General features: G+C 65.1%; 13 protein-coding genes. 9 read left to right on the top strand and 4 right to left on the bottom strand.

The genetic code is table 11. From position 1 onward, the window contains the following. The first annotated feature begins 274 nt into the window (after positions 1-274). Together KKQ75_RS09010 and KKQ75_RS09005 are read left to right on the top strand one after the other, a co-directional pair. The gene (locus KKQ75_RS09010) at positions 275-820 is read left to right on the top strand and encodes a hypothetical protein (protein ID WP_213361669.1); all 546 of its coding nucleotides are present in this window, start codon (positions 275-277) and stop codon (positions 818-820) included. A gap of 149 nt (positions 821-969) precedes the next feature. Beyond that, complete coding sequence (locus KKQ75_RS09005) at positions 970-1,143, top strand: SoxR reducing system RseC family protein (protein ID WP_143280527.1); 174 nt, start codon at positions 970-972, stop codon at positions 1,141-1,143. Between the two features lie 105 nt (positions 1,144-1,248). Here the strand turns inward: KKQ75_RS09005 and ffh are convergent, their stop codons facing one another. Next, positions 1,249-2,670 (bottom strand): signal recognition particle protein, encoded by a 1,422-nt coding sequence (gene ffh / locus KKQ75_RS09000; RefSeq protein ID WP_213361667.1) that lies wholly within the window; start codon positions 2,668-2,670, stop codon positions 1,249-1,251. A gap of 122 nt (positions 2,671-2,792) precedes the next feature. On the opposite strand from ffh, the gene KKQ75_RS08995 reads away from it, so the two are divergent. The 7 genes from KKQ75_RS08995 (at position 2,793) to KKQ75_RS08965 (ending at position 10,730) form a co-directional block, all read left to right on the top strand. After that, positions 2,793-3,629: a cytochrome C assembly family protein gene (locus KKQ75_RS08995; protein WP_213361666.1), complete on the top strand. Its 837-nt coding sequence runs from the start codon at positions 2,793-2,795 to the stop codon at positions 3,627-3,629. Positions 3,630-3,782: 153 nt separating this feature from the next. Beyond that, positions 3,783-4,037: a PP0621 family protein gene (locus KKQ75_RS08990; RefSeq protein ID WP_213361664.1), complete on the top strand. Its 255-nt coding sequence runs from the start codon at positions 3,783-3,785 to the stop codon at positions 4,035-4,037. 118 nt (positions 4,038-4,155) lie between these two features. Continuing rightward, on the top strand, positions 4,156-4,734 hold the full coding sequence (ampD, locus tag KKQ75_RS08985) for a 1,6-anhydro-N-acetylmuramyl-L-alanine amidase AmpD (RefSeq protein ID WP_213361662.1): 579 nt from the start codon (positions 4,156-4,158) through the stop codon (positions 4,732-4,734). Between the two features lie 404 nt (positions 4,735-5,138). Next, the gene (locus tag KKQ75_RS08980) at positions 5,139-8,102 is read left to right on the top strand and encodes a ribonucleoside-diphosphate reductase subunit alpha (protein ID WP_213361660.1); all 2,964 of its coding nucleotides are present in this window, start codon (positions 5,139-5,141) and stop codon (positions 8,100-8,102) included. 50 nt (positions 8,103-8,152) lie between these two features. After that, a complete protein-coding gene (locus KKQ75_RS08975) occupies positions 8,153-8,407 on the top strand; it encodes a hypothetical protein (protein WP_213361656.1) in 255 nt (84 codons plus the stop codon). Between the two features lie 124 nt (positions 8,408-8,531). Then, the gene (locus KKQ75_RS08970) at positions 8,532-9,680 is read left to right on the top strand and encodes a ribonucleotide-diphosphate reductase subunit beta (protein ID WP_213361654.1); all 1,149 of its coding nucleotides are present in this window, start codon (positions 8,532-8,534) and stop codon (positions 9,678-9,680) included. A 183-nt stretch (positions 9,681-9,863) separates the two neighbouring features. Then, positions 9,864-10,730: a histone gene (locus tag KKQ75_RS08965; protein ID WP_250131049.1), complete on the top strand. Its 867-nt coding sequence runs from the start codon at positions 9,864-9,866 to the stop codon at positions 10,728-10,730. Between the two features lie 215 nt (positions 10,731-10,945). Here KKQ75_RS08965 and KKQ75_RS08960 read toward each other — a convergent pair whose 3' ends face one another. From KKQ75_RS08960 to accC, 3 genes are all read right to left on the bottom strand, one after another. Next, positions 10,946-11,851 carry a carbohydrate kinase family protein gene (locus KKQ75_RS08960; RefSeq protein WP_213361653.1) on the bottom strand — a complete coding sequence of 302 codons (906 nt, stop codon included), beginning with the start codon at positions 11,849-11,851 and terminating at the stop codon, positions 10,946-10,948. A 173-nt stretch (positions 11,852-12,024) separates the two neighbouring features. Continuing rightward, on the bottom strand, positions 12,025-12,936 hold the full coding sequence (gene prmA / locus KKQ75_RS08955) for a 50S ribosomal protein L11 methyltransferase (RefSeq protein WP_213361651.1): 912 nt from the start codon (positions 12,934-12,936) through the stop codon (positions 12,025-12,027). Positions 12,937-13,001: 65 nt separating this feature from the next. Next, the gene (accC, locus tag KKQ75_RS08950) at positions 13,002-14,357 is read right to left on the bottom strand and encodes an acetyl-CoA carboxylase biotin carboxylase subunit (RefSeq protein ID WP_213361649.1); all 1,356 of its coding nucleotides are present in this window, start codon (positions 14,355-14,357) and stop codon (positions 13,002-13,004) included. Positions 14,358-14,463 lie beyond the last annotated feature (106 nt).

Genomic DNA, 14,463 nt, shown 5'->3' with positions numbered 1-14,463 from the left:
CTGTGTTTCGTTATATTTCAGCGCAATCCGTCAGCGGAAATTCACCGTCACCGGACGGGCGCCGGGCAACCCGTCCTAGCGCACCGTGACCAGCTGGCCGGCCTTGGGCGGGCTCAGCGGCGAGAAGGGGCCCAGATGGAATCCAGAGAGCGGTTACTCCGGAAAACGTCAGAAGACCTTGATCTTTATGTCTATCTATATGACGAAAAACGCCCGTTCAATTTACACAGTAGTGCCAATATAATTCAAACAATTTATTTCCAAGGAGATGCTCATGCGCAAAAATCAATGGGCGAGCGGGTTGTTGTTGACGGTATGGGGGCTGGGACTGGGCGCTTCCGCGGCCATGGCGGCTCCCGCTCTGCCAGCCCCTGTCAAGGCCCACATTGCCGACATGCGAGCCCAGTGCAAGGACGTGGGAGGGCGTCCGGAGCGCTCACCGCGCCTGCTGCAGACTGCCGACATCACCGGCGATGGCCGGGCGGACTACGTGATCAATGAAGGCGAGTTCGACTGCGATGGTGCGGCTTCGCACTTCTCCGGGGGATCCGGCGGAGCTTCCGTCAGCGTCTATGTCAGCGATGCGGCCGGCTCTGCCAAGCAGGCCTTCACCCACGGCGTGTCGGGCGTTTACCTGGAGCGAAGCGGGCAAACCGCGCGCGTCTGGCTGGGCGTAGGCGGGCCGCTGTGCGGTCAGACGCAGTTCCGTTCGCGTGCCGAGGCAGAGGTTTGCTGGCGCCCCTTGCAATGGAAAGGCGGCAAGCTGGACTTTGCCCCGGTCAGCCAGAAGCGCCCATATTCCGCCTTTGCGAAGCCTTGAGCGGGCTTGGGAAGGGTCTTCAACAGCACGGTCGCTGAAAGGCGACCGTGTCGGACCGCACTGACGCGCGATGCAGTAACCGGCCGATAGGGCACCCTGGCAGGGCTGATCACAATGCAGGACATGCAAGCACTTCAAGGAGAAACAACATGTCCTTCCTGCTCTACATGATCGGCTTCCTGATTGTCATCGGCGGCCTCGCCTGGGGCGCAACGGTGGCTGGCGTACCGCAGCTCTACATCATCATCGGCGCCGTGGTCCTGCTGGGCATCGGCATCCTGACGGCGGTGTCCAACACGCGCCACCGCGATCCGCCGAATTAAGGCAGCTTGACTGATGGCGTGGTTCTTGCCGCGCCAGCATGCAGAAAAACAAATGCCGGCTACTTGCCGGCATTTTCTATTCCGCCTCTAACGTACCAAGAGGCTTCAGCGAGGCAAGCCTCCTCCAGGAGGGAAGCCGCCCCCAGGAAAGCCACCGCCTCCCAGGCCTCCAAGCCCACCCAGCCCCTTCATGCCCCCCATGCGGCGCATCATCTTCATCAGCCCGCCGCCTTTCATCTTTTTCATCATCTCCTGCATCTGCTCGAATTCCTTGAGCAGCCGGTTCACTTCCTGCACCTGCACACCGGCGCCGGCCGCAATGCGGCGCTTGCGCGTGGCCTTGATCAGCTCGGGCTTCTTGCGCTCCTGAGGCGTCATGCTGCAGATGATGCCTTCCTTGCGCTTGATGTCCTTCTCGGCACGGTCCAGATCGCCGGGCTTGGCATTGGCGGTGATCTGCGTGGGCAGCTTGTCCATCAGGCTGGACAGGCCGCCCATCTGCTTCATCTGCTGCAGCTGGCCGAGGAAGTCGTTCAGGTCGAAGCCGTCGCCCTTTTTGACCTTGGCCGCCAGCTTCTGAGCAGCCTCCATATCCACGCCGGAAGTGACCTGTTCCACCAGCGCCACGATATCGCCCATGCCCAGGATGCGGCCGGCATGGCGTTCGGCGTCGAACTGCTCCAGACCGTCCATCTTCTCGCTGATACCGGCGAACTTGATCGGCGCATCGGCAATCTTGCGCACCGACAGCGCTGCACCACCGCGCGAGTCACCATCCAGCTTGGTCAGCACCACGCCGGTGAGCGGCAGCGCTTCCTTGAAGGCCTTGGCGGTATTGGCCGCATCCTGGCCCTGCATGGCATCCACCACCAGCAGCGTTTCCACTGGATGGACGGCGCCGTGCAGCGCCTTGATCTCGGCCATCAGCGCTTCGTCGATGGCCAGACGACCGGCCGTATCCACCAGCAGCACGTCGATGTAATGCTTCTTCGCATAGTCCAGCGCCGCGCGGGCAATGTCCACCGGTTTCTGGTCGGGCGAGCTGGGGAACCACTCGGCCCCCACCTGTTGCGTCACGGTCTTGAGCTGCTCGATGGCGGCCGGGCGGTACACGTCGCCGGACACCGTCAGCACCTTCTTCTTGCGCTTCTCGATCAGGTATTTGGCCAGCTTGCCGGTCGTCGTGGTTTTACCGGCACCCTGCAGACCCGCCATCAGGATCACCGCCGGCGGCTGCACCGACAGGTTCAGGTCGCTGATGCCCTCGCCCATGGTGGCGGCCAGCTCGCGGTTGACGATGCCGACCAGCGCCTGGCCCGGCTTGAGCGAGCCCAGCACCTCCTGGCCCATGGCCTTGTCCTTGACGCGGGCAATGAAGTCCTTCACCACCGGCAGCGCCACGTCGGCCTCGAGCAGGGCCATGCGCACCTCGCGCAGCATGTCCTGCACGTTGCTTTCGGTGATGCGCGCCTGGCCGCTCAGGTTCTTGACGAGGCGCGAGAGTTTGTCGGTGAGTGCGGAAGCCATGGGGCAGGGCGCTTTCGGAAGGGGGTGTACGGCCAGGCGAGGCGGCGGGCAGTCGGCGGGGATTTGACACGGAGCAAACCCATCCGCTACAAGCCATGGCCGGAGAAGATAAACTGTAGTCCATGATTGTAGCCAGTGCCCAGTCTTACGTCCCCATATTGACCTTTGCCAGCGCGGCCGCCTATCTGGCTGCAGCGGGTGTGTGTCATGGGCGGGCGAAGCTGAGCCGCACCGGCGCCGTCCTGCTCGGCGTGGCGGCCCTGCTGCATGCCGTAGTGATCGGCCTCGGGCTGACCAGTCCGCCGCGCTTCGGTTTCGGCCCGGCCCTGTCGATGACGGCCTGGCTGGCCTTGCTGGCCTATGCGGTCGAAAGCATCAACTACCCGCTGATGCAGTTGCGCTGGCGACTGGCCGTCACCGGCGCGGTTACCGTGCTGCTGGCCTGGCTGTTTCCCGGATCGCCGCTCAAGTCCGCCACTTCCGAATTGCTGCCGCTGCACCTCGCGCTGGGGCTGGCTTCCTACGGCCTGTTTGCCGTCGCGGTCTGGCACGCCTGGCTGATGACGCGCGCCGAAGCCCGCATGCGCGAAGGCCCGGCCCTGCTGCGAGACGAAAGCGCTGACGAGGGGCCGAAGATGCTGCCCCTGCTCACGCTCGAACGGCTCACCTTCCGCTTCGTCACGCTGGGCTTCGTGCTGCTTACCATCACTATCCTGCAGGGCTGGTTCTACAGCGAGCACCTGTATGGCGCAGTCACCAGCAGCCACTGGCGCTGGAGCCACAAGACCATTTTCTCCCTGCTGTCCTGGGTGGTGTTCGCGGCCCTGCTCTGGGGCCGCCACAGCCTGGGCTGGCGCGGTCAGCGTGCGGTGCGCATGGTGTATGCCGGTGCCGGCCTGTTGCTGCTGAGCTATGTAGGCTACCACTTCATGCTGGAGGTGGTGCTGCACCGTGGCTGATCATCTGTCGCATGCGCCGCACTGGCGCCAAGTCCTGCCTGCCGACGCACCATTTCCCGTAGCGGGTGTGCGCGGCATTGCACCGTCATTCCCTTACCCCGCTGTGAGCCCGTGCATTGCCGCACGCAGTCAGCAGCCAACCCGAACACAGCGATGAAATACCTGGTGGTGCTGGCGGTCGTCGCGATCGCCTTCTGGATCTGGAACAGCAACCGCAAGGATGCCTTGCGCGAGCGCCGTGCCGCGCAGGCGCCGCGCGTGCCGCAGGCCACGGTGCGCTGTGCCCACTGCGGTGTGCACGTGGTGCGGCAGGACGGGGTGCAGCATGACGGCCAATGGTTCTGCAGCAAGGAGCATGCGCGCCTCGGCGCACGCAGCCCGGCGGAACACAACGGGGTATCGTCATGAAGAGGCCGCCAGGGAGCGCGGCTGCTCGTCGGGCTCCATCGGCTCGGCATACACTGGCAGCTCCCCAGACCCCTGCGGAGCGCCTGACTCCGGCAGCAGGCATCCCCAAGGCGGCCGCATGAGACAGCCTCTGTGGAACCGCGGCTGGTATCGCCACGCCGCCCATCAGCCCTCGCCCAACTTCGGCCCGCGCCCGCAAGGCGCGTGCATCGACCTGCTGGTCGTGCATTCCATCAGCCTGCCACCGGGGCAGTACGGTGGCCCCGAAGTGCTGCAGCTGTTCGCCAACACGCTCGACTGGGACGCCCATCCCTACTTCCAGCAGATCCGCGGGCTGGAAGTGTCCAGCCATTTCCTGATCCGGCGCGACGGCAGCCTGTGGCAGTTCGTCAGCTGCGATGACCGCGCCTGGCACGCAGGTCCCTCCTGCTGGCGCGAACGCAGCAACTGCAATGACGATTCCATCGGCGTGGAGCTGGAAGGTCTGGAAGGCGATACCTTCGAGCCGGCCCAGTACCAGGCGCTGGCCGAACTTGGCGAAGCCATCCGCCTGCAGTACCCGCTGGCCCATGTGGCCGGCCACGAACACATCGCACCCGGCCGCAAGCAGGACCCCGGTCCCGGCTTCGACTGGCCGCGGCTGCAGCAGCTCACGCACTGGCCGCGGGAATGGTTTCCTGAGCAAGTTGCACCCTGAAATTTCAGAGTAATCAAGCCCTGATCTGCGCAGAAAAAGCCGCACTGCACGGGCCTGCTGACGCCTGTGCGCCCCCTTGTACACAGCCTGTTTCAGCGCCTCCCCCTATTTTGAGGCAAGCGCTTTCCACGTGGGAGAGAGGGCGGCCCTGTTTTGTCCAAAAAACAGTCAAAAACACCACCAATAGCGTTTCTATCTATGATCGACACTAGATATGTGGTTATGATTCCCCTCACGCGCTTTCCACTCAACCAGCCGCGCACCTCCGCCAGACAGGGCGACAGGCGGCGAGGGCAGGGCGCGGCACCCTTGCAGCGCAGTGCAATCCGGGTGCCGTCCCGGTAGGGCAAGCAGCCCCCATTCTCCGCAGCCGTTGCGCCGGCCGCTCCCAGCAGGAAGTCCCGATGTCCGCCACCCTCGCTCCCAGCACGTTCGCCGCAGCCACGCCGTTCCAGCCGGTGCATGGCGCCCCCAAAGCCAGCAGCGACTCCCCTTACGCCCACTACCAGATCATTCGCCGCAACGGCGCCGTGGTGCCGTTCGAGCCGCAGAAGATCGCCGTTGCCATGACCAAGGCCTTCCTGGCCGTGCATGGTTCGCAGGGCGCTGCCTCCAGCACTGTGCGCGAGGTGGTCGAGCAGCTCACGCAGGGCGTGGTCAAGGCGCTGCTGCGCTCGCGCCCCAACGGCGGCACCTTCCACATCGAGGACGTGCAGGACCAGGTAGAGCTGCAGCTGATGCGCAGCGACTACCACGAGGTGGCCCGCGCCTATGTGCTGTACCGCGAAAAGCGTGCGCAGGAGCGCGCCCAGCAGCAGGCGCAACAACAGGCCGTGGCCCCTGCGCCCGTGCTGCACGTGCTGGACAACGGCATCCGCACCCCGCTGGACGAAGCCGCGCTGCGCACCCTGATCAGCACCGCCTGCACCGGCCTCGGCGCCGACGTGCAGCCCGACGTCATCATCAGCGAAACCGTGCGCAACCTCTACGATGGTGTGCCGCTGGCCGAAGTGCACAAGGCCGCCATCCTGGCCGCACGCACCAGGATCGAGCTCGACCCCGACTACACCTACGTCACCGCCCGCCTGTTGCTGCATACCATGGCACGCGAAGTGCTGGGCGAGGAAGTTACGCGCGAGCAGCTGGCCATGCGTTATGCGGACTACTTCCCGCAATTCATCAAAGAGGGCGTAGAGGCCGAACTGCTCGACGAAAAGATGCTGCAGTTCGACCTGAAGCAGCTCGGCGCCGCCCTCAAGCCCGAGCGCGACGACCAGTTCGACTACCTCGGCCTGCAGACCCTGTACGACCGCTACTTCCTGCACGTGAAAAAGCGCCGTATCGAACTGCCGCAGGCCTTCTTCATGCGCGTGGCCATGGGCCTGGCGCTGAACGAAATCGAGCGCGAGGCACGCGCCATCGAGTTCTACGAGGTGCTGTCCTCGTTCGACTTCATGAGCAGCACGCCCACGCTGTTCAACAGCGGCACGCGCCGCTCGCAGCTTTCGAGCTGTTACCTCACGACGGTGCCGGACGACCTGGACGGCATCTACGAAGCCATCAAGGAAAACGCGCTGCTCTCCAAGTTCGCCGGCGGCCTGGGCAACGACTGGACGCGTGTGCGCGCCCTCGGCAGCCACATCAAGGGCACCAACGGCGAATCGCAGGGCGTGGTGCCTTTCCTCAAGGTGGTAAACGACACGGCCGTGGCCGTCAACCAGGGCGGCAAGCGCAAGGGCGCAGTCTGCACCTACCTGGAAAGCTGGCATCTGGACATCGAGGAGTTTCTGGAGCTGCGCAAGAACACCGGCGACGACCGCCGCCGCACGCATGACATGAACACCGCCAACTGGATTCCCGACCTGTTCATGCGCCGCGTGATGGAAAAAGGCCAATGGACGCTATTCTCGCCTTCCAGCGTGCCCGACCTGCACGACAAGTTCGGCGCCGACTTTGAACAGGCCTACGTCGCCTACGAAGAGAAAGCGGCACGCGGCGAAATCAGCCCGAGCAAGACCCTGCCCGCGGTGGACCTGTGGCGCAAGATGCTGTCCATGCTGTTCGAAACCGGCCATCCCTGGATCACCTTCAAGGATGCCTGCAACGTGCGCAGCCCGCAGCAGCACGTGGGCGTGGTGCACTCCAGCAACCTGTGCACCGAGATCACGCTCAACACCAACGACAACGAGATCGCCGTCTGCAACCTGGGCTCGGTCAACCTGCTGCAGCACCTCGCGGACGGCGCCAAGGGCAAGGAACTAGACCACGCCAAGCTGCGCAAGACCATCGCCACTGCGATGCGCATGCTCGACAACGTGATCGACATCAACTACTACGCCGTGAAGAAGGCGCGCGATTCCAACCTGCGCCACCGCCCGGTCGGTCTGGGCCTGATGGGCTTCCAGGATGCGCTGTACGCGCTGCGCGTGCCCTACGCCAGCGATGCAGCGGTGCAATTTGCCGACCAGTCCATGGAAGCCATCTGCTACTACGCCTACGAGGCTTCCAGCGCGCTGGCCGAGGAGCGTGGCCGCTACAGCAGCTACCGCGGCTCGCTCTGGGACCAGGGCATCCTGCCGCTGGACAGCCTGACCCTGCTGGAGCAGGCCCGCGGCGGCTACGTCGAAGTGGACCGCAGCAGCACGCTGGACTGGGAGGCCCTGCGCGAGCGCATCCGCCAGCACGGCATGCGCAACTCCAACTGCGTGGCGATTGCGCCCACGGCCACCATCAGCAACATCATCGGCGTCGATGCCTCGATCGAGCCCTGCTTCGGCAACCTGTCGGTCAAGAGCAACCTGAGCGGCGAGTTCACCATCATCAATGCCGCGCTGGTGCGCGACCTCAAGCGCCTGGGCCTGTGGGACGAAGTGATGGTGATGGACCTGAAACACTTCGACGGCTCGCTGCGCCAGATCGACCGCGTGCCGGAAGACCTCAAGGCCCTGTACGCCACCGCGTTCGAGGTGGAGCCGCAATGGCTGGTCGAAGCCGCCTCGCGCCGCCAGAAGTGGATCGACCAGGCACAAAGCCTGAACATCTACATCGCCGGCGCCAGCGGCAAGAAGCTGCACGACACCTACACCCTGGCCTGGCTGCGCGGCCTCAAGACCACCTACTACCTGCGCACCATGGCCGCCACCCATGCCGAAAAGTCGACCATCAAGGCCGGCAAGCTGAACGCGGTGTCCTCCGATGTGGGCAGTAATGGCATCGCGATGAGCGGCGCCATGCAGACGGGCGCACGGCAGCTCCAGCCGCAGGCACCGGGGTCTGCCAGTGCGGACAACCAGGCGGAACTGCCGCCAGCCGCCACAGACGTGCGCTTCTGCGCCATCGACGATCCGGGCTGCGAAGCCTGCCAGTGAGTTTTCGCGTTGCCGCACCGGCGGGTGCGGCCTTTTCCAGGGAGTCAGCCATGAGCATTGCCTTCATCGAAACCGCGCGTTTCCCGAGCCAGTTTGCAGCCGTCGAATGGTCGGCGGCCGCCAGCAGCCCGGAACTTGCCGTCTACCGCCTGCTGTCCGGCAACTGGCCGCTGGCGCAGGAAGGCGGCGACTACATCGCCATCGAGCCTGCCTCGCAGGCGGTGTACCGCTATTCACCTCAGGGCGGCGTGCAAGGGGAACCGCTCGACCAGCTGCTGTCCATTGGCCCGCATGCCTGGAACTGACGCTGCTGCCAGCCGCCACTCCGACGCCAGCACGCAACACATGCGGATTTTCCCTGTAGGGACGCCAACTTGGCTTTGCCGTAAAGCGCACTTACTTTCATAATCAGAAAACAGGACATTTACCATGCTCACCTGGGACGACGATACTGCCCTCGCAGACGCCTCACCTGCCATTTCTCCTGCTGCCGCGCAACCCCGGTCTGCGGCTGCGGCTGCGGCACTGTCCTCTCCGCAACGGGAGGCGCACGCGCTGGCCCAGCGCGTCAACGCCGCCGACAAGCGCATCATCAACGGCCACACCGACGTCAACCAGCTGGTGCCCTTCAAGTACAAATGGGCCTGGGACAAATACCTCGCCACCTGCGCCAACCACTGGATGCCGCAGGAAGTGAACATGACGCGCGACATTGCGCTCTGGAAGGATCCCAACGGCCTGACCGAAGACGAGCGCCGCATCGTCAAGCGCAACCTGGGCTTTTTCGTCACGGCCGACTCGCTCGCCGCCAACAACATCGTGCTCGGCACCTACCGCCACATCACGGCGCCCGAGTGCCGCCAGTTCCTGCTGCGCCAGGCCTTCGAGGAAGCGATCCACACCCATGCCTACCAGTACATCGTCGAATCGCTGGGGCTGGACGAGGGCGAAATCTTCAACGCCTACAACGAGATCGCCTCCATCCGCAACAAGGACCAGTTCCTGATCCCCTTCATCAACGCGCTGACCGACCCTGACTTCAGCACCGGCACGCCCGAGGCCGACCAGCTGCTGCTCAAGTCGCTGATCGTGTTCGCCTGCCTGATGGAAGGCCTGTTCTTCTACGTCGGCTTCACGCAGATCCTGGCACTGGGCCGCCAGAACAAGATGACCGGCGCCGCCGAGCAGTACCAGTACATCCTGCGCGACGAATCCATGCACTGCAACTTCGGCATCGACCTGATCAACACCATCAAGCTCGAGAACCCGCACTTGTGGACGCCTGCCTTCAAGGACGAGATCCGCGCGCTGTTCCGCGAGGCCGTCGAGCTCGAGTACCAGTACGCCGAAGACACCATGCCGCGTGGCGTGCTCGGCATGAATGCTTCGATGTTCAAGGGCTACCTGCGCTACATCGCCAACCGCCGCGCGACGCAGATCGGCCTGGAAGAACTGTTCCCGAACGAAACCAATCCATTCCCGTGGATGAGCGAGATGATCGACCTGAAGAAGGAGCGCAACTTCTTCGAAACCCGCGTGATCGAGTACCAGACCGGCGGGGCGCTCTCATGGGAATGATGTCGGTCACAATATGAGGTCTTCCTGACCAGCGCGTGGGCCCCAGGGCCGCGCAGAGGCAGGCAGTCCGTTTGAATTCAAGGCGCGCATCCCCGTCGGGGGTGGGCGCCCTGGGTCGTTTCCGGTGTTCCGTGCCGCCGGAAGCGCTGCTTGCCGCACGCTTGAGATCACAAGGAGACCCTGATGGCCACTGCCAAGAAACCGGCTACCCCCAAGAGCACCGCCAGCAAGGCGGACGAGGCTGCCACCCCGACCACCACCGCCGCCAAACCCGCTGCACGCAAGGCTCCGGCCAAGGCGGCAGCGACTGCGGTGAAGGCGACTACTGCGAAGACGGCGGCTGCCGCCAAGCCTGCAACGACAGCCAAGGCGGCTGCGGCGAAGCCCGCTGCGAGTGCGACCAAGGTGGCTGCGGCTGAGGCGGTTGCAACCAAGGCGGCTGCCCCTGTCAAGGCAGCGACCAAACCGGCCGCAGCCAAGCCCGCCGCAAGCAAGACGACCGCTGCCAAACCTGCCGCAGCAGCCAAGTCGGCCGCCAGCAAACCCGCAGTCGCTGAGGCCGCCGCCAAGCCCGCAACGGCCACGACGACTGCTGCCAAGGCAGCCACCGTGAAGAAGGCATCCCCTGCAGCCGCGGCAAAACCGGCTGAGCCCAAGGCAGCTGCGGCGAAGTCTGCCACCAGCAAGACAGGCACCAGCACCAAGTCCGCCGACGCGGCGGCAGCCACCGCCGCGGCCCCGGTAACGAAGAAAACAGCTGCTGCCAAGTCCGCGAGCACGGCCGCCAAGCCTGCTGCCAAGGCCGTGGCGTCCAGGGCGGCTGCACCCAAAGCCGCAGCACCCAAGGCGGCCACCAAGGCAGCGGCACCCAAGGCAGCGGCACCCAAGGCCACAGCACCCAAGGCCGCAGCCATCACGACCGCCACCAAGGTGAGCGCACCCCGCAAAACGGCTGCCGCCAAGGCAAGCCCGGTGAAGGCAGCGCCTGCTGCCAAGACCCAGCTGAATCCGCAAGCCGCCTGGCCTTTCCCGTCTGGCCGCAAGCCCTGAGCGCACGCGCTTCAGGGTCCTGACGAACTGAAGGATCCGGGCTCCGCAGGCAAGCGCGGCGTCCGGCTTTGCCGCCTTCTTCCGCGAGGAGGAGGGCGGCCTTGTTGCGCCCGAAGCTAGGTCAGGCGAATGTGCTCTTCATGGCAGGGCCACAATGGCTCCGTGCCCGTGCCCGTGCCCGTGCCCGTGCCCGTGCCCGTGCTTACGCGCGACGCTCAGTAGCCGGCCACCACCGCCGGATCCACCTGGTAGTTCTGCGGTCCGCGATGGGCTACCTTGAGCGCGCCCATGTAGTTGCCCAGGCGTGCGCAGCGCGCCAGATCCCAGCCCTGCTCCAGCCCGTGCAGCAGCGCGCCGCGCCAGGCATCGCCACAGCCGGTGGGATCGACCACGGCGGCCGGCGCCACTGCCGGCACCAGTTCGCAGCTGCCCTCGCGCCAGACCTCGCAGCCGGATTCGGCTAGCGTCACCACCAGGCCACGCAACTGGCGCGACAGCGCCGCGCGGTCATAGCCCAGCTTCTCGCACAGCAGCAGGGCTTCATATTCGTTCAGCGTGGTCCAGGTCGCCAGATCGATCAGGCGCTGCAGTTCCTCGGCATTGAACATCGGCATGCCCTGACCCGGATCGAACACGAAGGGAATGCCCGCCGCATGCAGCTGCTCGGCATGCTGCTGCATGGCCTCCTTGCCGTTGGGCGAGACGATGGCGACGCCGATCGGCTTGTCCTGCGGCACCGGATTGAGGTGCGCCTGCGCCATGGCGCCCGGGTGGAAGGCGGTGATCTGGTTCTGCCGGTTGTCCGTCACGATGGTGCACTGGGCCGTGTAGCAGTCATTCGCCACCGCGATATGCTCGGTCGAAATGCCCAGCTGGCGCAGGCGCTCCAGATAGTGCCCGCCGTCCTGCCCCACGGTGGCCAGCGGCAGCGCGGTGCCGCCCAGCTGGCGCACGGCATAGGCGATATTGCCGGCGCAGCCGCCGTAGTCGCTGCGCATCTGCGGCGTCAGGAAGGAAACGCTCAGCTTGTCGAGCTGGCCGGGCAGGATGTGCTCGGCAAAATGGCCGCCGAACTCGAGGATGTGGTCAAAGGCGACGGAACCGGAAATCAGGATGGACATGGGTCAGAACGGAAAAAGCCGGACGGTGCCGGGTCATACAAGGAACAGGAAGCGAGGGTGAGCAAGGGAGGCGAGCGACACCCATCTGGCGGGGCCTGCAACAGGAACCATCAGGACGCCCGCATAGTGGGCCAGGTTCGGCGCGCCGCCAGCCTCCGCCGCCAAATTGAGATTCAGGCCGGCTTGCGCCCGGTCATCAGGATCCAGCCATCCTCGCTGTCGGAGACTTCCAGCGCGATGTAAGGTGCGTAAGCTTCCTTCAGCTCATCGGCCTGCCGCTCCAGAATGCCGGCCAGCACCAGATGGCCGCCAGCTGCCACATGCGCCACCAGCAGCGGCGCCAGCACCTTCAGCGGCGTGGCCAGGATGTTCGCCAGCACGGTCTGGTAACGGCCTTCGGCCGGGTCCACCAGATCCGGCAGGCCGGCGTTCAGCGTCACGTGGTTGCTGTCGGCATTGATGCGCGTGGACTCGACCGCAGCCGGGTCGATATCCACCGCATCGATCTGCGTGGCGCCGAATTTGGCAGCGCCGATCGCCAGAATGCCGGAGCCACAGCCATAGTCCAGCACCGTACCCAGCTTGCCGGCATCACCCGGCTGGCCGTGGCGCGCAATCCAGCGCAGGCACATGCGCGTGGTCGGATGCGTGCCGGTGCCGAACGCCAGACCCGGATCGAGCCGGATCACCTGCTGCGCCTCGGCGGGCGGCTCGTGCCAGCTCGGCACGATCCAGAAAGAAGGCGTAATGTCCACCGGCGCAAACTGCGACTGCGTCAGCCGCACCCAGTCCTGCTCGGGCACGTTCTGCACGCCCACGACGCTGGAGCCGGCAAAGAAATCCTGCAGCTGCACCAGGCGGGCCGCTTCGCGCGCCGGCTCCTCCTGCGCAAACAGGGCCACCAGCAGTGAACGCTGCCAGCCCTCGCGCGGCGCCGGCATGCCCGGCTCGCCGAACAGCGGCTGCTCGGCTTCGGTATGGGCGTCGGCGTCCTCCACCGACACGCTCAGCGCATCGAGCGCATCCAGCGCTTCGCAGATCACGTCGACATCGGCTTCGGGACAGAGCAGGCGCAGTTCGTACATGACAACCTCGGACAATCAATCAGGAAAAAGACCCGCACGGGGCGGGTCGTCGAAGGGGCCGAAAATCAGCGCTCGCGCTGGTGCAGCCACTCTTCCAGGTAGTGGATGTTGGTGCCGCCTTCGATGAAGCGGGCATCCACCATCAGCTCGCGGTGCAGCGGGATGTTGGTGTTGATGCCTTCCACCACGATCTCGCCCAGGGCGGTGCGCATGCGCGCCATGGCCTGCTCGCGCGTGTCGCCATGCACGATCAGCTTGCCGATCATGGAGTCATAGGTTGGCGGCACGAAGTAGTTGGTGTAGACATGGCTGTCCACGCGCACGCCGGGGCCGCCGGGCGGATGCCAGGCGGTGATGCGGCCGGGCGACGGAATGAACTTGTAGGCGTCTTCCGCGTTGATGCGGCACTCGATCGCATGGCCGCGCGACTGCGTCAGGATCTGGCGCTGCGTGAACGGCAGCTTCTCGCCGGCAGCGATCTGGATCTGCGCGCGCACGATGTCAATACCCGTCACCATCTCGGTCACCGGATGCTCCACCTGCACGCGTGTGTTCATCTCGATGAAGTAGAACTCGCCGTTCTCGTACAGGAACTCGAAGGTGCCGGCGCCACGGTAGCCGATCTTGCGGCAGGCAGCGGCACAGCGGTCGCCGATGCGCTCCAGCGCGCGGCGGTTGATGCCGGGGGCAGGGGCTTCCTCGATCACCTTCTGGTGGCGGCGCTGCATGGAACAGTCGCGCTCGCCCAGATAGACCGCATTGCGGTGCGTGTCGGCCAGCACCTGAATCTCGATATGACGCGGGTTCTGCAGGAATTTTTCCATGTAGACCGCGGGGTTGCCGAAGGCAGTGCCGGCTTCGGCCTTGGTCATGGCCACGGCGTTGATCAGCGCGGCCTCGGTATGTACCACGCGCATGCCGCGGCCACCGCCGCCGCCGGCGGCCTTGATGATCACCGGATAGCCGATCTGCTTGGCAATGCGCTTGATCTCGGCCGGATCATCCGGCAGTTCGCCATCGGAGCCGGGCACGCAGGGCACACCCGCCTTGATCATGGCATGCTTGGCCGACACCTTGTCACCCATGATGCGGATCGACTCGGCGGTAGGGCCGATGAAGGCAAAGCCGCTTTTCTCCACGCGCTCGGCAAAGTCAGCGTTCTCGCTCAGAAATCCGTAGCCGGGGTGAATGGCCTCGGCATCGGTCACTTCGGCCGCCGAAATGATGGCCGGCATGTGCAGATAGCTCTGCGCGGAGGGCGCCGGACCGATGCAGATGGCCTCGTCGGCCAGCTTCACGTACTTGGCTTCGCGGTCGGCCTCGGAATACACCATGACCGCCTTGATGCCCATTTCCTTGCAGGCGCGCTGGATGCGCAGGGCGATCTCTCCACGGTTGGCGATCAGAATTTTCTTGAACATGTGTTTTCTCCTGCCGCTCCCGACCTCCTGGCGCTGCGTCTGCGGCGCGGGGATGGCCTGCCCGGCCAGTTTCAGGGGTCTCTGCGGCAAAGCGCCGGGCTCTCAG

The sequence above is a fragment of the Brachymonas denitrificans genome (assembly GCF_907163135.1).
Lineage (GTDB): Bacteria > Pseudomonadota > Gammaproteobacteria > Burkholderiales > Burkholderiaceae_C > Brachymonas > Brachymonas denitrificans_A.
The sequence above is the reverse complement of the archived record's forward strand: the minus strand, read 5'-3'. Positions and strand labels throughout refer to the sequence as shown.